Here is a 14088-nt window from a genome sequence, read left to right as displayed (position 1 = left end):
TAGTTAGTTATGACATAATCACAATCATGGAACTTCATGAAAGATTAGCCGCCGCTCGTAAGCAGGCCGGTTTTGAAAAAGCATCGGATGCTGCCGAGGCTTTAGGCGTCCCTTACCCAACTTATGCAGGGCATGAGAATGGAAGCTCTGGCTTTCGTGCGGACAAAGGTGAATTGTACGCCAAGCGCTTCAAGGTGCGTTTTGAATGGCTGATGCGCGGGACCGGCCCAATGGTCGATCTCGCTTCGAAGTATCGCGAAATACTTATGGCTTATGATAGCCTTCCTCCAGATCTTCAGGAGAGCTATGCCGATGTCTTGCGCAAGCTTGCAGCGCCTTACCAACCAGCAGAGCCTCATCAAGAACAGGCTCAGGCAAAAGCAAAATCATCTTCAGAGTAGCATCACGCTCAATGATTCTGCGCATCTCCAACAGCGATAAGCCGCCAGCAATACCCCGCAATTCAGTAAGGGTTTGATCCCTTTTTGAAATTGTACGCGGCTTATACCTGATCATTGACCCCTCCCGCGTTAGACCTTTTCCATCTCATCAACTTCAGGCGGCAACTGGTCGCCATGAGCAAAGATAAGCTTAGGCGGTTCAAAATCGCCTGTCTCAGCATCGCCGGTATTCGTGAAGGCAATCACCATTGGACTGCTATTAGCCATGCGCTCTGCTGTGCGCAGTGCGTGTGCTACGTCTTTTGCTATAAAAGGCGTGTCAGGCCGTAAATTCCCGCCTTTAACCTTCGTGTAGCTCTGCACGATAAAATTTGTCTGCATGCCCATTACCCGTACTCCATATACACCTAGTATGTGTGACAGGATGACTCAGGGATTAGAACAAAGCAAGAACATTGTTGATGAAAGGTTAATGGCGTTTTGTCGCCGCTAGATGTAGCGCAACATGGGATTGATATCGCCATATCGTTGGGAGTAAGAGGAATGATGTTGGTTTATTGACTGTGTGCACCATGTGGATCGCAACAGTTTGCGGTTCTGGGGGCAACTATGATTTACTGGTATCTCGATGAAAGTGGCGAGTTTGGCTTTAACCCAAAGTCCAGCAAATACTCATTGATCGCCATTTTGGAGACAAATGACCCGAAAAAACTCGATAATGCCGTTAAGAGGCAAAAGCGTAAGCTTCATGAATTAGGGTGGCCGCGCCACATTGAAATTAAAGGCTCAGCTATCTGGCGTAGCGATAAGGAAAAATGGGCGCCATCTGAAATAGCCAGCAATAAGACCGATCTGATAGTGGAGTTCATTGAAAAAATACACGCCTCTGGAGCGGTCGTACACTATTCAATAGTAAAAAAGGATGCACTAAAGGACCACCTTAGAAAGGCGGCCTACGGTATTTGCTACAATTATTTTGCTGGTAAGTTAGTCTGTAAAATTCACAACAAACAAAAAAATTCGCCAATAAATTTAATTGTAGATAAGCGAAACAAAGAAACGCATAAAAATATGCCTTTTAATGGCTACATTGAAACTACTCTTATTACTCAGTGCGATCACAACCACCCTTTTACAATATCTCACCTAGAATCCCATAAGTGCATTCAATTGCAGGCGGTTGACTTCATATCGTGGGGCCTATTCCGTCATTTCGAGCATAATGACAGCACTTTTCGCGACGTCATACATAAAAAGCTCGGCGTTTGTGACAGCTGGTACGCATAAAAAAAACCCGCCGAAGCGGGTTGTGTCTCGACCCTACACGCGACTACGATACACGTAGCTTATCTCCTAAAAGACGGTGAGCGTAGGACTTACCGAGACACCTCTGTATATACAGAGTGATATAGAAAAGACAACTTAAAAACTACAAAGTGTAATGAATATGATAAACCGACTTAACTAGTTAAGTCGGTTTATCATATTTTGAATAGCTTTTCAAGTAGTATAACCCATTGTTTTTATTGGAATTGTCTCTTTTGGATTGCATTTCAATTTAGTTCATATTATCAAATGAGACATGATAGAAGACAATCTTTCCTTCTTTGAAAAACGCCTAGAAACCGAGATTTCCTCAATTGACGAACAAATTGAGAGACTCAAGGTGGAAAAAGCTGCGCTTGTGCGCCAGTTGTCAAAAGCAAAAGCTCAGCGTGAAGGCCTTCAATTCACCACACGCAAAAACAGCATGGCGCGAGTTCTCGCTGAAAATGCTGTACTAAAAGCACTGAAAGCGTCAGGTGAGGAAATGAAGGTCTTGGATTTGTACCAAGCAGCCCTAGGTACCAATTCTGAGCTTAAGGAATCCACCTTCCGCACTTATTTAAATCGAATGAAGGGCAAAAAACTTATTCGATCTGGCAGATTTGTCGGCGGCTGGCGGCTTCCTTGATTTGCAATTAATTGCAATATCAGCTCCGCTATGACGGGGTTTCTTTTTGGGTTTGCAAGTATCTACAAGCCTCGCGAAAGCGGGGCTTTTTGTTTATCTGGACTCTTTTGCAGGAATCTGCCTTCAATAGGATGTGGTTCTTTGAACGGGCCCGACTGACACCCGGACACCCCTGACACTGTTAACCGCATCCCATGCTGTACCTTTGGAATGGGCCCCGAGGATTCTCGCGACAACCGCCAAAGAATTACGGATGTCAAATGGGGCCACCAAAGGCTGATCGCGACAGCCAATGGTGGGCCGATGCAGCTATGAACGACGGCTTATTCGTTCGATAGCCATGTCTCACGAAACCTTTTGGTTCCGTGGCCACGGGATCGAGGGCTATTCCTATGAGGAAGAATTCCAAGATCCAATTAACTGTCGAGATTAAGCTGAACGTAGCATGGTGCTTGTTTGGCGTTGCCTCAATAATCCAAGCCATTTCATACTTAATCTGACAGCAGGAAGCCTCGGTTTACGCCGGGGCTTCTTTGCACCCTGATTCTACACGGTTTGCGGCTGGTTGGAAGCGCTATTAAAAAATAATTATGACTTTTCCATATTTCTATTTGACATAAGTATGAGTTTCTCATAGTCTAATCCCAACAAACGAGTTGGGAGCAACGAAATGTCAGGCCAATCAGAATTACAGGCAATCATTGATAACCAGATGGCAAGACTGGCTGCTCTGCGGTCCCGTGTGCCTTCTCTGACATGCTACGACATGGAAGATCAGCGCGACAGCGGAATGGAAGTAAGCCGCATTCTGGCAGAGCTTGCCGAGATCGATGCCGACGCTGAAATTCAGGCAATCGACATGGTTCGCTCATTTGGCAGCGAAGAAGCTTTGAATGCAAAGCAGCGCATTGATTACCGCCTCGGTCGTCGTGATGACTATTCCGACCTCACATTTACCGCCCTTGAGAATATGCAAATGGCTGTTCTCGAAGCTGCTGAGTGAGGGGATTATGGCAGTAGATCACCTCACAGCAGAAGCCCAAGCCGAGTTGGAAGCAACCCGCTCCATCATGAGTAAGCCCGAAGGCTTTATTGAGCACCAATTGCGCTCGGCATTCAAGGATGCCGCCAGAATTTACGGCTTCGGCGGCGCTCGTCAACTCACAGCAGAAATCATGAACGATTACGCGCAAAGGGGAAGATAATGGCTTCTCAAGCACTTGATATTCAGCATACCAACGAAATGCCAGTGCAAGCGAACAATGTCGTCACACCAATGACGATGATTGACCGAGCGCTGGCAAGCAATGCAACACCTGAAACGCTGGAGCGTCTTCTTGCGCTGCAAGAGCGATGGGAAGCCAACGAAGCGCGGAAAGCATTTGATGCTGCGCTTGCTGCTGCAAAGTCAGAAATTCCCGTCATCAATAAAAACCGAGAAGTTGGCTATGACCATAAGAGTGGTGAAGGCAAAACGAACTATCGACATGAAGATCTAGGCGAGATAGCCCGGATTGTTGCTCCAATCCTTGCAACACACGGCCTTTCATACCGCTTTCGCCCTTCGTCAGAGCCTAATCAGCCAGTCAGTGTGACGTGCATCATCTCTCACCGCGACGGCCATAGCGAGGAAACCACTCTTTCGGCTGGGCGAGATGAAAGCGGCAAGAAAAATAGCATTCAGGCTATTGGCAGCACGATCACATACTTGCAGCGCTATACCCTTAAAGCCGCTCTTGGATTGGCTGCATCACATGACGATGATGGTTCTAAGGCCGATGAAAAACAGAATGAGGTAATCACCGAAGAACAGCGGGACCGCATTCTGGACCTGATTGTAGAAACAGACACAGACATCGAACAGTTTTGCAAAGTGGGTAAGATGAACTCCATAGGAGAACTTCTTGCCGTCAACTATGAAAACGCCATTCGCATTCTTGAGCAGAAAAAGCAAAGGATGGCGAAATGATCCAGGTATTCGACATGGATCAGGGTGGAGACGAGTGGTTTCAGGCTCGTCTCGGCATCCCTACTGCTTCTAAGTTCGCGACAGTCATGGCGAAAGGTGAAGGCAAGACACGTTCTGAGTACATGCGGAAGCTGGCAGGCGAAATCATCACCGGCGAAGTGACTGAGAGCTTTTCAAACTCTCACACTGAGCGCGGCAAGGAAATGGAAGATGAAGCCCGTCAGACATACGCCTTCATCAACAGCGTAGAGCCTGAGTTGGTTGGCTTCATCCGCAATGGTGAAAAGGGCGCAAGCCCTGACAGCCTAATCGGTGCAATCGGCGGTTTGGAAATCAAGACGGCCTTGCCACACATCCAAATTGACCGCTTGGAACGCAACCGCCTACCGCCAGAGCATAAGGCACAGGTACAAGGCAATCTTTGGATATCAGATCGGGAATGGTGGGATTTCGTGTCTTACTGGCCTCGCCTGCCGATGCTGTGTGTCCGCGTATTCCGCGATGAAGATTACATCAAAACACTGTCCGACGAGATTGACCGCTTTAACGATGAGAAAGCGGCACTGATCGAGCGCATCCGCTCTTACGGTCAGGAACCGGCGAAGGAAGCAGCATAATGTCCAGCGCTCCTATTACAATGACATGGAATGGCGAGGCCATGATACCGGCCTCCGCTTTATGGGCGGCTCGCGCTGATCGTCAGTTCGTCGTCGGCGAAGTTTACAATATGGTCGAACACCACGACCGCTCAGACAACAGCCACAACCATTTCTTTGCTGCGGTAAAAAATGGATTCGACAATCTGCCAGATGACTTGCGCGGTGATTATCCGACTGTCGAGCATTTGCGCAAAAAGGCACTCATTCGCTGCGGTTATCGCAACGAGAGGGACATTGTGCTGTCGTCAAAAGCTGACGCCGAACGTGTAGCAGCGTTCATGCGCCCTGCTGATGATTACTCCATCGTATTTAACGTCGAATGCGTTGTGCGCGAATGGACGGCCAAGAGCCAGAAAAAGAGCGCAATGGACGCTCGCGAGTTTCAGAAATCCAAACAGGATGTTCTCGACTTCATAGCCCAACTTCTCGGCGTTCAACCTGAGGATTTGGCAAGGAGCGAAGCATGAAAACCATGTCCCTCCAAGCCCCTTCCGATGTTCGCCGCAGCCGTGAAAAGGCAAAGCTCTACATCGCCACGCATGACCAGCTTGAGCGCGAAGTGCGCGGCAAGTTTGACCGTGAGTGTGTTCTTGAGCTGGACATCGTTCTGTCGCTCACCGATTTCTCGGAGGTGAGCCATGGCGCGGCGTGAATTCAGCAAGAAAGTCTATTCGGAAATCGTCAAGCGCGCGATGCAGCCTAACGGTGACATCGCGTGTGAGGGTTGCGGACTTATCCTTGGTAAGAAGCCTTATCACATCGATCATATCAAAGCAGATGCTCTTGAGATCGATAAGAGCGCAAAGCTTACTGCAAAGGACGGCCAGCTACTCGGCGTCGAATGCTGCCATAAGGAAAAGACCCGTCAGGACGTGGCAGTCATTTCCGAAGCCAAGCGTCGCGAGGAAAAGCACCTCGGCATTAAGCGCCCGAAAGGCACGATCAAAAGCGCCGGCTTCCCGAAATACGAAAAGCCCGGACGCATCGACAAATCCGCCCTTCCACCACTTCCATTGCCCCGGCTTATGCAGGCTGGGATTGCGAGGACATGAGCATGAAGAACCGCCTCATAGACTTGAACAATCATTTATTCGCTCAGTTGGAGCGGCTCACAGATGAAGAACTGACACCTGAACAGATTGCGACCGAAGCCAAGCGCTCAGAAGCCATCGTCTCGATCAGCGAGCAAATCATTCAGAACGCAGACCTTGCACTCAAGGCCGTGAACACAATCGCTATTCGCGGCGAAAAATTTAAGCCGGCGCTTCCTATGATTTTTGACAAAGCAAAGCAGATTGACGGGGTGGCAGAATGAAAGGCCGCTCTATCCCATACTCTGCCGCGGAACTTGCATGGCTTGAGAAGAACCGTTCGTTGGTGATCGGTGACTATTGCCGAATGTTCAACGCCGCTTTTGATCGGCAAGTTTCAGAAATTAACCTCCACAGCCTGCGTAAGCGCAAAGGCTGGAAGACAGGACGCACCGGATGCTTCGCGAAAGGGAACGCCCCGCACAATAAAGGCAAGCCATGCGCGCCGGGGAAAGGTGGCAATCATCCGAACGCCAGAAAGACGCAATTCAAGAAGGGCCAGCTTCCACATAACACGCGTTACCTCGGCCATGAAAGGCAGACAAAAGAAGGTTACACCGAAGTAAGCATCAATCAGACGAACCCACACACCGGCTATGAGCGTGATTACGTTCTAAAACATCGCTATCTTTGGGAACAGGAAAACGGCCCGCTTCAAGATGGCTTCATTCTCAAATGCCTGGACGGAAACAAAGCAAACACAGATCCAGCAAATTGGGAGCCGATGCCCCGCGCTACCCTGCCTTATCTTAACGGGCATCGAGGCTTTGATTATGAAGCCGCCGCGCCGGAAGTTCGCCCTTCAATGATCACTTTTGCGAAGCTGAAACACGCTCGAAAGCAAGCACTTTCGAAGATCGAGGATTTGCGCCCATGACCATCCCAGACGCAGCAGTACGTGCAGCACAAGAAGCGACTGAAGGTGGCTTCGGAATAACCGACGACTACATGATCGCCGCCCTCACAGCCGCCCTGCCTTTCATGCAAGGGGTGAAGGTGAAGGCGCTGACTTGGCGCAGTGAGCCGCCATATCACATGGCTAGAACCAAATTCGGAGGCTTCTATTGCATTGAAGCAATATGGAATGAGAACAAGTTTGTTCATGCAAAATTGGATGGATCGTTCAGCAGTGGCAAAATTTTCCCGACTTTAGAAGAAGCCAAGTCGTCCGCACAATCCGATTACGAAGCTCGCGTTCTATCATCATTAGATGTTTCCGAACTCGATAACGTGGAACCAATCGCGGACAAATCACGGTTCGAGAACACTGCGCGAAACCTGATCTTAAACCGGACGCTCACTGACCTTGAGAATATCATCAACGGTCACGATCCTGAGATAGGCAATCTAAATAATGACGTTTGGGATCGTCTGGATAAAATGTCTTTAGAAATTGAGGCGCTTTCGACCCCATCCCCGCGTGCGCATGCGTTGGAGGAATTGCTCAGCGAACTGAAGGAAGCCGAACGAAAGATTTTCTCTTGGAGCGGCTCAGCATTCGTTGCGAATGAGCTTGAAGGGGCAGAAGATGCCGATTGCAAAAGTGAAATCTATAACGATCTGTGCAAGCTCGGAAACGTCATGTCTTGGCTGCAAACGCAGGTCAGCGCCCTCTCTCATCCTGTATCTCCTGACATGGGCGTAGAACGGCCTGTAGAGGGTGGGCCGGAACGCGGGAAGTTCTATCACAAGGATTGGGAACTATCGAAGCTTCTGGAAGCCCGCAACGGTGGCCTTGTCGATCATAGCGGCGGCGAGGCTTGGCGTTACGAATACACAAGCAAGGACGAGAACGGCGTTTATGACATGCTTTACCGGCATAACGTAAATGCGTCTGTTCCTGTGCGCCTCCCTCAAGCACCGGGGGCGTCGGAATGAGCAGCGTAACCCATCATCACATTTTCAAGCCAGTTTTCAGCACTGACGTAGCAAGTACCACGCTTTGCAATCGCGTCGATAATTCTAGCAATGACGCTAATGTCGCAGACGCCGGCGAAGTCGTCACCTGCATACTCTGCTTACGCATTTTGGCCGGCGAAAAACACCACAATGCAAAATGGATTGGCTGGACACCTGACGAAGCCGCCCGCCAGACAGGAGGCAGCGATGTCTGATCTTATCGTTAAGCACGACATTTCAAATGAAGGAATAGCAGACGCGCTTGAAAAGTGTGATTGGGCAGGCGCTTCAATCGGCAACAAAGCAATTCTTCAACTGGCGATACAGGCACTACGCAACCCCCGACCCGCCGCGCCGGTCGAGGGGTTGGAGACGGTGGGGGCAACATACCTCGGGTATTTCTACTCCAAGGCTAATAGAGCCGTTTGGCCTGCTAAAGCCCATGAACTCGTCACCCGCTCGCAGGCCGTTGCCATCATTGCGGCGAAGGATGAGCGGATTGCTGAACTTGAAGACGAAAACTATGAACTGAAAACCGGACCATGGCCGGAATGGGCCAACGCAGTTCTTAAAGTCATTCGAGAGCGTTCTGGTTATGACGGATACGACGACACATCAGAAGGCGTTGATCTTCCTGTTGAACTTGAGGAATGTATGGCAGAACTCGAAGCCGACAACGCGGCGCTGGCTGCGCGGGTTAGGGAGTTGGAGGAAACAATACGCCTGAATGGTGTCTGGAATTATCCAAAAGACATTCAGGATTTGTGCGTTCGCGCCGAATCCCTCGAAACCCAACTCGCGGCGGCAGAAGATAAACTTGATTTATATTCGGGTGCACTGAACCGCGCTGTTTTTGGCTTTGACCAAATCCACAAGTCTCTAATGAGCAATGGCCCGAAACAAGCTTCTGGTGAAGTCGCAGCCTTCTTTCTAGCGGAGACAAAAGCCACCTTGGAGGATCGCTCATGACCTCGTTTTCATCCAAGACAATGCAGGCAATTGATACGCTGTCACGCTCTGTTGATGGAGTGTGGAGTGTGATGTTGATCCGACATGAAGGGCGACCACCAAGAGGCAATCGTCAAGAGTACGAAGGCCCGCCAGTTAACGGCATCAAACATGAATGGGTTGACCAGAGCGGCGGTGGCTTTACCGGCGACGACTTCCACGGAACTGTTACTTTTGTGCTTGGTGATTACCACCTGATTGCGAGTTACTAGCCATGACCCTCATTGACAGACTATCCAAGCTGGAAGGGCCTGATAGGGAAGTGGATGCGGAGATTGTATTTGATCTTTTCGCAACTCCGGTCGGGAAGCACAAGGAAGATGGCGGCCCGATTGGCTATATCGATCTTGCCGATCAGCCGTCATGGAACCTTGGCATGCGCTTTCCGGGCAAAGACAAGGCTTGGTTCGCTGCCACTCGAAAGCAGATAAAGGGCGAAACCCTGCTGATCGAGCGAGACAATGCTTACGTTCTTATGAACAGCATTCGCGTTCCCGATCTTACCGCCTCTGTAGACGCGGCTATTGCGCTGGCTGAGAGGGTGTTACCGGGGTGGGTATTCGACAACGTAGGGCAGGACTTTCATTCTTTACCGAGCGGCTACGAGGCTTTCGGCTGGAACGTCGAACTTATCAACGGAACTCGTGTCCAAGGCCAAGCACCAACGTTCCCGCTGGCAATCTGCATCGCCATCTTACGCGCAAAGGAGGCCAGCACGCTATGAACACCTCACGGATCACAGAAGCCGCCAATCGCATTGCACGATACACCAAAGCACTGGAATGGCTGGAACAGTACGGATCGACGCTGCGCGGATCGGATAAGGACGGCTTCTCCCTTTACTTCCGGCCACTCTTTGCGGGCAGTTGCGTAGGAGCCACCGAGGCTACTGAAGTAATCAACGATTTTGCCCGCTACCAGATTGAGGAAATTGTCAAGGCGGCGATAGCCAACTGTCGCAATACAATTGTTATAGACCGGGAAGCCATTCTTCAGGAGGTCAGCCATGGTCAGTAAAGTCGCGCAAATCCGTGAGGAAATGGGGTTCGCACAAGATTTGGCAAAGGGCCAAATTCTTTTCGTCGCTGTCCCGGTGCTCAATGAAGAAGATCACTCGAAACTGAAACTTTTGCAGGCTTCAAGAGCGCTGCAACTGGATCGGGAGGCCAGCCATGACGAGTAAGGAACTGCCAGCATCATATTGCGCATCTCAGGAAGTTCCGACAGCTAAGCTGCGGTGGAACTGCGGCACTTTGGAACAGGCAATAGAAATAACGTACTTCGGCATAAACGGACACGCTTTAGATCGAAAATATGAATGGCGAACCGTACCAGAAGTGAACGCCAGCCCACTAGGGGAGAAGGCAGAATGAAGCTGCAACTCGCCTTGAAAGCTGAATATTTCGACGCAATCCGAGACGGAACCAAGACCGAGGAATATAGGCTTGCGAACGCTTACTGGACACGAAGGCTTTTCGTAACCGGCTATCGAACAACTGGCCCCCGTAGTTTTAGTGGCATCATCCTGACGAAGGGTTATCCGAAGAGTGAAGACGCTCAACGGCGAATTGAACTGCCGTGGCTTGGCTTCATTCGCAAGACAATAACACATCCGCATTTCGGCCCCGATCCCGTTGAGGTGTTTGCCATCAACGTGTCAGGCCGCCAAGCCCTGAAAGGCGGTGGCGAATGAGCCCGTGGGAATGGTGGGCCGGTGAGCTTGACCAAGACGTTTATGACTTGGTCGGCGGGGTAAAAACCCGCGAGGAAGCAATCCTCGAAGCTTCGCGGCAATTGAAGACCGGTGAGCAATTCAGGATCATCGAAGCCCGGTCAAGCTCGGACCGCAGGTACGAAGGCGCTGACTTTGTTCCCTTCCTTCGATGGAGGAATAAGGAAATCATCACGGTTGGGCCGGTTGCCCTGAAAGGCGGTGAGTAGATGGAAGCCGAGTTTTCAACAAAATGGGATAGCAACCATGAAGGCTACCGCGCCATATTCAACGCGGCTCTATCTGGCATATGTGCGAACCCAAACTTCTTTGGGCCTTTCATGCAGCAACAGCCAGAGGCAGCGGTTGATTTCGCTAATGAGGTGGTTCTGGCGGCAATCCACGGTGACAGATATGTGCCGAAGCATCGCCGCGCCGCACGCGAAAGGGGGAGTGATGACAGCAGCCGCGACAATTAGAAAAGGCGACCTGATGCGCTACGCAGATGTTGCGAACAAGAAAGGCTGTCAGATCATCGTCAAGCGCGGTGATACGGTTATTACCGTTAATCCTGACGAGAAGAAAAAAGAAGTAGGCGGCATTGACTATGAACGCCCAGTCCTGTGACAAAGGCGGAATGCCGCGCAAATTGCCCCTTTATGTGCACAAACAACTGACCCGCCATAAAAAGTGGGTCTTTTATTTCCGTATGGGAAAAGGCAAGCGCATACGACTGCCAAGCCCGAATGACCCGTCATTCAAAGCTGCGTATCACGCTGCACTGACAGGCCAGCCCATCGAAGTTAAAACCGTTCACAGCGGAACGTTGCAATGGCTTTGGGAGAAATACACAAACGAGAGCGCAAAGTGGGCTGGGTATTCTGATGCCACCCGGAAACAACAGCGCCTGATTATGGAAAAAGTCTTAGCCGTAAATGCAAACAAGGCTCTCACTTCGTTTACACAGGACGTTATGCAGGAAGCCGTCGACAGGCGACATGAAACGCCAGCTATGGCCGCTAATTTCTTAAAGGTCATGCGTGGAATGTTCGGCTGGGCTAAGAAAATGCGCCTTGTGCTGGTTGACCCCACTCTTGATATTGATCTGCCAGAATACAAAACGTCCGGCTTTCCGGCGTGGACTGTCGAAGATGTTATTGCCTATCGCGGGAAGCACACAATCGGAAGCCCGCAGAGATTAGCAATGGAATTGATGTTGCTGGCTGGGATACGCCGATCTGACGTTGTTCGTGTGGGCATACAACATATCACCGGACGTATCCTAACTATGGACACAGCCAAGACAGGGGCACGTATATCTGTCGAGTTATCTGATGAATTGTTGGCGCTTATTGACGGCACCTCACGAAAAGGCCTTCACCTCATCGAAAGCACACAAGGCAAGCCGTTTACGAAAGAAAGTTTTGGGAATTGGTTTAGGGACGCATGCACAGAAGCGGGTGTTACAAAGTCGGCACACGGCCTGAGAAAGCTCAGTGCGACACTGGCAGCGGAAGGCGGGGCAGCTACCCACCAACTGCTGGCACAGTACGGGTGGACGAATATTGCTACCGCAGAAATCTACACAAAAGGGGTCGACAGGAAGCGGTTGGGGATCGAAGCAAGCCGTATCGTTGCGGATCAAATTGGGAACATGCAGCCCCTCACCTCAACTACAGGTGAGGGAATTAAATCGAAAAAGGCAACAAAATCAACGGCAAAAAAATGAGATTGTGGCCCTGTTACGCCCACCATTCGAACCCCTGATAGATCAATAGGTTAGATAGAATCAAAGAGCTAAATAAATAGCTCTCTTTAGGTTCACTGAACTTCGCTTGAACCTAATGCCCCTTTTTCTGCCCCGCTTCGATCCTCTGCAATATCTCTTTCACTACACGCATGTCGCCGCCAAGTTGCGCGAGCGTGTCCTGAATTTTGCTGACAGTCTGAGACGTGGTTACCGCTGCCGCGCCCGCTGACTGTTCGCCCCCAGATGTGCCAAACACTGCCGCGTCAGCCTCATCGAATCCCCTGCCCTGTTCCTCGATTTTTCGTGTGAGTGCGGAAGCTTCGACGCTCGACAGATAATGGTCCGCCAGCGTGCCTAGTGCACCACCAAGCAGGATTGACCCACCTATATTAAATGCTGTTTCTTCGCCTGTTCTGGTCTGCTGTGTAAGTTGTAAGCCAGTTTCAGACACGACTGCGTCAATTCCTGCCCCAGCACCGGTACGAATAGCCGTACCGAGAGCGGTTCTTCCTGTACCCGCGATGCCACCGCCCAATGAGAAAACGGTAGGGAGGTCAAATACGCCAGCGGCAAGCGAAGCAACGGTGCCGTTAATTCCTGCAGCGTCCAACGTGCGCCGATCTTCTTCCTCACGCTTGATCTGCACCTTAAGCCCGTCCGGCTTTATGGCAACGATCTGAAAGCCACGCATGTCATCTGTCCAGATCAAGTCCTTTTGTTTTGCTTTAGCGGCTAAAGGATAGTGGTGCCTATCGACTGAAAGCTCAATGTTCTGGCCAGCGTGGATAGTGTGTAGATCGTTTCCCGTACGGTCACGCTTTATCGTCTCCTGCAAACCATCCTTCAACCATTCCCGCAATGATGATCGGCGCGGCATATTCCGGTTTAAGCAGAAGTTCAGGCTTCGACACAAAGTCTACTCCGAGAACCTTACCTGCCTTCACATAGTTCTCGCTCCATGTGATCTGGACGTAACCACGACCGATATACGGCCAGTATTTCTTGGAGCGCAGATACTTCTCCCCGCCCATCTCATTGATCGGCTTCATCGTATGCGCTGTCTCGTGGTAAGAGGTGGCAAGCACATATGCCATTTGATTGCGCAATAGTCCGCGTTCTCGACCAGCCTCAATCAAGAGGCGGGTATCGCCAAGGTACATATTCATTAGCTTTTTTCCTAAAATTTGTGTTTGACGGCGTCTTGAAACAGATACAATTTTGACTAAATCGAAGCCGTCATTTTAACATTTAACGTTCGATCAAATGGAGGTTTCGATGAGCGACCGTTTGTTTGACAGTCCTGTTTTTGTGAAGGACAGCCCATACCTTGTTCGAGAGATTGCCAGCATCGGAGATGCATTAGACTTTCTTTATGATTGGCCCGAATATGACCGTGGCCTCATTTACGAAACCGCATGGAAAGCGTGCAGCGATAGCCACGATGGGATTAAACCAGTAAAAGCAGCAGAGAGCGCCATTCGAGGTTTCGCCAAGAAGAACGGAATTCTGGAGGAACCGGAAGTTGCACTTCCTTGGATGAAGGGAAAAAAATCAGGAGGCGGCCTAGTTCAGGCTTGAAAGCGCATCATGATTTGGTTTCTGACAATTGAAGCGATTATTCTTGCTGCAATTTCATATGTTGTAGC

General features: G+C 50.3%; 28 protein-coding genes. 25 read left to right on the top strand and 3 right to left on the bottom strand.

Annotated features, from left to right (window positions below; translation table 11 throughout):
- Positions 1 to 26 precede the first annotated feature (26 nt).
- A complete protein-coding gene (locus H5024_RS14445) occupies positions 27 to 401 on the top strand; it encodes a helix-turn-helix transcriptional regulator (protein ID WP_187547866.1) in 375 nt (124 codons plus the stop codon).
- Between the two features lie 129 nt (positions 402 to 530).
- On the opposite strand, the gene H5024_RS14440 is transcribed toward H5024_RS14445, so the two are convergent.
- Positions 531 to 782, bottom strand: a complete 252-nt coding sequence (locus H5024_RS14440) for a hypothetical protein (RefSeq protein ID WP_247875294.1) — start codon at positions 780 to 782, stop codon at positions 531 to 533.
- A 228-nt stretch (positions 783 to 1010) separates the two neighbouring features.
- Here H5024_RS14440 and H5024_RS14435 point away from each other — a divergent pair, with 228 nt between their 5' ends.
- From H5024_RS14435 to H5024_RS14330, 23 genes are all read left to right on the top strand, one after another.
- The gene (locus H5024_RS14435) at positions 1011 to 1688 is read left to right on the top strand and encodes a DUF3800 domain-containing protein (RefSeq protein ID WP_187547864.1); all 678 of its coding nucleotides are present in this window, start codon (positions 1011 to 1013) and stop codon (positions 1686 to 1688) included.
- Positions 1689 to 1983: 295 nt separating this feature from the next.
- Positions 1984 to 2355 (top strand): hypothetical protein, encoded by a 372-nt coding sequence (locus H5024_RS14430; protein WP_187547863.1) that lies wholly within the window; start codon positions 1984 to 1986, stop codon positions 2353 to 2355.
- A gap of 670 nt (positions 2356 to 3025) precedes the next feature.
- The gene (locus H5024_RS14425) at positions 3026 to 3358 is read left to right on the top strand and encodes a hypothetical protein (RefSeq protein WP_187547862.1); all 333 of its coding nucleotides are present in this window, start codon (positions 3026 to 3028) and stop codon (positions 3356 to 3358) included.
- A 7-nt stretch (positions 3359 to 3365) separates the two neighbouring features.
- Complete coding sequence (locus tag H5024_RS14420; RefSeq protein WP_187547861.1) at positions 3366 to 3560, top strand: hypothetical protein; 195 nt, start codon at positions 3366 to 3368, stop codon at positions 3558 to 3560.
- Positions 3560 to 4324: an ERF family protein gene (locus H5024_RS14415; RefSeq protein ID WP_210309701.1), complete on the top strand. Its 765-nt coding sequence runs from the start codon at positions 3560 to 3562 to the stop codon at positions 4322 to 4324. The genes H5024_RS14420 and H5024_RS14415 overlap by 1 nt, the downstream gene beginning before the upstream one ends.
- Positions 4321 to 4941 (top strand): lambda exonuclease family protein, encoded by a 621-nt coding sequence (locus H5024_RS14410; protein ID WP_187547860.1) that lies wholly within the window; start codon positions 4321 to 4323, stop codon positions 4939 to 4941. Before H5024_RS14415 ends, H5024_RS14410 begins: the two co-directional genes overlap by 4 nt.
- Positions 4941 to 5450, top strand: a complete 510-nt coding sequence (locus H5024_RS14405; RefSeq protein WP_247875293.1) for a hypothetical protein — start codon at positions 4941 to 4943, stop codon at positions 5448 to 5450. The genes H5024_RS14410 and H5024_RS14405 overlap by 1 nt, the downstream gene beginning before the upstream one ends.
- Positions 5447 to 5635, top strand: coding sequence for a hypothetical protein (locus H5024_RS14400; RefSeq protein WP_187547859.1), 189 nt, complete (start codon positions 5447 to 5449; stop codon positions 5633 to 5635). Before H5024_RS14405 ends, H5024_RS14400 begins: the two co-directional genes overlap by 4 nt.
- On the top strand, positions 5622 to 6035 hold the full coding sequence (locus H5024_RS14395) for an HNH endonuclease (protein WP_187547858.1): 414 nt from the start codon (positions 5622 to 5624) through the stop codon (positions 6033 to 6035). Before H5024_RS14400 ends, H5024_RS14395 begins: the two co-directional genes overlap by 14 nt.
- Positions 6036 to 6037: 2 nt before the next feature.
- A complete protein-coding gene (locus H5024_RS14390; protein WP_187547857.1) occupies positions 6038 to 6298 on the top strand; it encodes a hypothetical protein in 261 nt (86 codons plus the stop codon).
- Positions 6299 to 6381: 83 nt separating this feature from the next.
- Positions 6382 to 6951 carry an HNH endonuclease gene (locus H5024_RS14385; RefSeq protein WP_210309700.1) on the top strand — a complete coding sequence of 190 codons (570 nt, stop codon included), beginning with the start codon at positions 6382 to 6384 and terminating at the stop codon, positions 6949 to 6951.
- Positions 6948 to 7952, top strand: a complete 1005-nt coding sequence (locus H5024_RS14380; protein WP_187547855.1) for a hypothetical protein — start codon at positions 6948 to 6950, stop codon at positions 7950 to 7952. Before H5024_RS14385 ends, H5024_RS14380 begins: the two co-directional genes overlap by 4 nt.
- Entirely contained in the window at positions 7949 to 8188 is a 240-nt protein-coding gene (locus H5024_RS14375; RefSeq protein WP_187547854.1) for a hypothetical protein, read from the top strand. The genes H5024_RS14380 and H5024_RS14375 overlap by 4 nt, the downstream gene beginning before the upstream one ends.
- Positions 8181 to 8942, top strand: coding sequence for a hypothetical protein (locus H5024_RS14370; protein ID WP_187547853.1), 762 nt, complete (start codon positions 8181 to 8183; stop codon positions 8940 to 8942). Before H5024_RS14375 ends, H5024_RS14370 begins: the two co-directional genes overlap by 8 nt.
- On the top strand, positions 8939 to 9193 hold the full coding sequence (locus H5024_RS14365; protein ID WP_187547852.1) for a hypothetical protein: 255 nt from the start codon (positions 8939 to 8941) through the stop codon (positions 9191 to 9193). The genes H5024_RS14370 and H5024_RS14365 overlap by 4 nt, the downstream gene beginning before the upstream one ends.
- Positions 9194 to 9195: 2 nt before the next feature.
- Entirely contained in the window at positions 9196 to 9705 is a 510-nt protein-coding gene (locus H5024_RS14360; RefSeq protein ID WP_187547851.1) for a hypothetical protein, read from the top strand.
- Positions 9702 to 9998, top strand: coding sequence for a hypothetical protein (locus H5024_RS14355; protein ID WP_187547850.1), 297 nt, complete (start codon positions 9702 to 9704; stop codon positions 9996 to 9998). Before H5024_RS14360 ends, H5024_RS14355 begins: the two co-directional genes overlap by 4 nt.
- Entirely contained in the window at positions 9988 to 10164 is a 177-nt protein-coding gene (locus H5024_RS14350) for a hypothetical protein (protein WP_187547849.1), read from the top strand. Before H5024_RS14355 ends, H5024_RS14350 begins: the two co-directional genes overlap by 11 nt.
- Positions 10165 to 10350: 186 nt before the next feature.
- Positions 10351 to 10674, top strand: coding sequence for an ASCH domain-containing protein (locus H5024_RS14345; protein ID WP_187547848.1), 324 nt, complete (start codon positions 10351 to 10353; stop codon positions 10672 to 10674).
- Positions 10671 to 10922, top strand: a complete 252-nt coding sequence (locus H5024_RS14340; RefSeq protein WP_187547847.1) for a hypothetical protein — start codon at positions 10671 to 10673, stop codon at positions 10920 to 10922. The genes H5024_RS14345 and H5024_RS14340 overlap by 4 nt, the downstream gene beginning before the upstream one ends.
- Complete coding sequence (locus tag H5024_RS14335; protein ID WP_187547846.1) at positions 10923 to 11171, top strand: hypothetical protein; 249 nt, start codon at positions 10923 to 10925, stop codon at positions 11169 to 11171.
- A 13-nt stretch (positions 11172 to 11184) separates the two neighbouring features.
- On the top strand, positions 11185 to 11319 hold the full coding sequence (locus H5024_RS21540) for a hypothetical protein (protein WP_282186062.1): 135 nt from the start codon (positions 11185 to 11187) through the stop codon (positions 11317 to 11319).
- Positions 11300 to 12421 carry a tyrosine-type recombinase/integrase gene (locus tag H5024_RS14330; protein WP_187547845.1) on the top strand — a complete coding sequence of 374 codons (1122 nt, stop codon included), beginning with the start codon at positions 11300 to 11302 and terminating at the stop codon, positions 12419 to 12421. Before H5024_RS21540 ends, H5024_RS14330 begins: the two co-directional genes overlap by 20 nt.
- 112 nt (positions 12422 to 12533) lie before the next feature.
- Here H5024_RS14330 and H5024_RS14325 read toward each other — a convergent pair whose 3' ends face one another.
- On the bottom strand, positions 12534 to 13133 hold the full coding sequence (locus tag H5024_RS14325; RefSeq protein WP_187547844.1) for a hypothetical protein: 600 nt from the start codon (positions 13131 to 13133) through the stop codon (positions 12534 to 12536).
- 121 nt (positions 13134 to 13254) lie between these two features.
- On the bottom strand, positions 13255 to 13608 hold the full coding sequence (locus H5024_RS14320; protein ID WP_247875292.1) for a glycoside hydrolase family 19 protein: 354 nt from the start codon (positions 13606 to 13608) through the stop codon (positions 13255 to 13257).
- Positions 13609 to 13717: 109 nt separating this feature from the next.
- On the opposite strand from H5024_RS14320, the gene H5024_RS14315 reads away from it, so the two are divergent.
- Entirely contained in the window at positions 13718 to 14020 is a 303-nt protein-coding gene (locus H5024_RS14315) for a DUF982 domain-containing protein (protein WP_187547843.1), read from the top strand.
- The last annotated feature ends 68 nt before the right edge of the window (positions 14021 to 14088 follow it).

Source organism: Ochrobactrum sp. Marseille-Q0166, assembly GCF_014397025.1.
Taxonomy (GTDB): Bacteria; Pseudomonadota; Alphaproteobacteria; order Rhizobiales; family Rhizobiaceae; genus Brucella.
Note: the sequence above shows the minus strand (reverse complement) of the source record. Positions and strands in the feature narration are given on the sequence as shown.

Excerpts from the sequence above, each read along its gene's own strand:
- H5024_RS14445 (WP_187547866.1), top strand. The coding sequence starts at position 27 with ATGGAACTTCATGAAAGATTAGCCGCCGCTCGTAAGCAGGCCGGTTTT.
- H5024_RS14440 (WP_247875294.1), bottom strand. The coding sequence starts at position 782 with ATGCAGACAAATTTTATCGTGCAGAGCTACACGAAGGTTAAAGGCGGG.
- H5024_RS14435 (WP_187547864.1), top strand. The coding sequence starts at position 1,011 with ATGATTTACTGGTATCTCGATGAAAGTGGCGAGTTTGGCTTTAACCCA.
- H5024_RS14430 (WP_187547863.1), top strand. The coding sequence starts at position 1,984 with ATGATAGAAGACAATCTTTCCTTCTTTGAAAAACGCCTAGAAACCGAG.
- H5024_RS14425 (WP_187547862.1), top strand. The coding sequence starts at position 3,026 with ATGTCAGGCCAATCAGAATTACAGGCAATCATTGATAACCAGATGGCA.
- H5024_RS14420 (WP_187547861.1), top strand. The coding sequence starts at position 3,366 with ATGGCAGTAGATCACCTCACAGCAGAAGCCCAAGCCGAGTTGGAAGCA.
- H5024_RS14415 (WP_210309701.1), top strand. The coding sequence starts at position 3,560 with ATGGCTTCTCAAGCACTTGATATTCAGCATACCAACGAAATGCCAGTG.
- H5024_RS14410 (WP_187547860.1), top strand. The coding sequence starts at position 4,321 with ATGATCCAGGTATTCGACATGGATCAGGGTGGAGACGAGTGGTTTCAG.
- H5024_RS14405 (WP_247875293.1), top strand. The coding sequence starts at position 4,941 with ATGTCCAGCGCTCCTATTACAATGACATGGAATGGCGAGGCCATGATA.
- H5024_RS14400 (WP_187547859.1), top strand. The coding sequence starts at position 5,447 with ATGAAAACCATGTCCCTCCAAGCCCCTTCCGATGTTCGCCGCAGCCGT.
- H5024_RS14395 (WP_187547858.1), top strand. The coding sequence starts at position 5,622 with ATGGCGCGGCGTGAATTCAGCAAGAAAGTCTATTCGGAAATCGTCAAG.
- H5024_RS14390 (WP_187547857.1), top strand. The coding sequence starts at position 6,038 with ATGAAGAACCGCCTCATAGACTTGAACAATCATTTATTCGCTCAGTTG.
- H5024_RS14385 (WP_210309700.1), top strand. The coding sequence starts at position 6,382 with ATGTTCAACGCCGCTTTTGATCGGCAAGTTTCAGAAATTAACCTCCAC.
- H5024_RS14380 (WP_187547855.1), top strand. The coding sequence starts at position 6,948 with ATGACCATCCCAGACGCAGCAGTACGTGCAGCACAAGAAGCGACTGAA.
- H5024_RS14375 (WP_187547854.1), top strand. The coding sequence starts at position 7,949 with ATGAGCAGCGTAACCCATCATCACATTTTCAAGCCAGTTTTCAGCACT.
- H5024_RS14370 (WP_187547853.1), top strand. The coding sequence starts at position 8,181 with ATGTCTGATCTTATCGTTAAGCACGACATTTCAAATGAAGGAATAGCA.
- H5024_RS14365 (WP_187547852.1), top strand. The coding sequence starts at position 8,939 with ATGACCTCGTTTTCATCCAAGACAATGCAGGCAATTGATACGCTGTCA.
- H5024_RS14360 (WP_187547851.1), top strand. The coding sequence starts at position 9,196 with ATGACCCTCATTGACAGACTATCCAAGCTGGAAGGGCCTGATAGGGAA.
- H5024_RS14355 (WP_187547850.1), top strand. The coding sequence starts at position 9,702 with ATGAACACCTCACGGATCACAGAAGCCGCCAATCGCATTGCACGATAC.
- H5024_RS14350 (WP_187547849.1), top strand. The coding sequence starts at position 9,988 with ATGGTCAGTAAAGTCGCGCAAATCCGTGAGGAAATGGGGTTCGCACAA.
- H5024_RS14345 (WP_187547848.1), top strand. The coding sequence starts at position 10,351 with ATGAAGCTGCAACTCGCCTTGAAAGCTGAATATTTCGACGCAATCCGA.
- H5024_RS14340 (WP_187547847.1), top strand. The coding sequence starts at position 10,671 with ATGAGCCCGTGGGAATGGTGGGCCGGTGAGCTTGACCAAGACGTTTAT.
- H5024_RS14335 (WP_187547846.1), top strand. The coding sequence starts at position 10,923 with ATGGAAGCCGAGTTTTCAACAAAATGGGATAGCAACCATGAAGGCTAC.
- H5024_RS21540 (WP_282186062.1), top strand. The coding sequence starts at position 11,185 with ATGCGCTACGCAGATGTTGCGAACAAGAAAGGCTGTCAGATCATCGTC.
- H5024_RS14330 (WP_187547845.1), top strand. The coding sequence starts at position 11,300 with ATGAACGCCCAGTCCTGTGACAAAGGCGGAATGCCGCGCAAATTGCCC.
- H5024_RS14325 (WP_187547844.1), bottom strand. The coding sequence starts at position 13,133 with ATGCGTGGCTTTCAGATCGTTGCCATAAAGCCGGACGGGCTTAAGGTG.
- H5024_RS14320 (WP_247875292.1), bottom strand. The coding sequence starts at position 13,608 with ATGAATATGTACCTTGGCGATACCCGCCTCTTGATTGAGGCTGGTCGA.
- H5024_RS14315 (WP_187547843.1), top strand. The coding sequence starts at position 13,718 with ATGAGCGACCGTTTGTTTGACAGTCCTGTTTTTGTGAAGGACAGCCCA.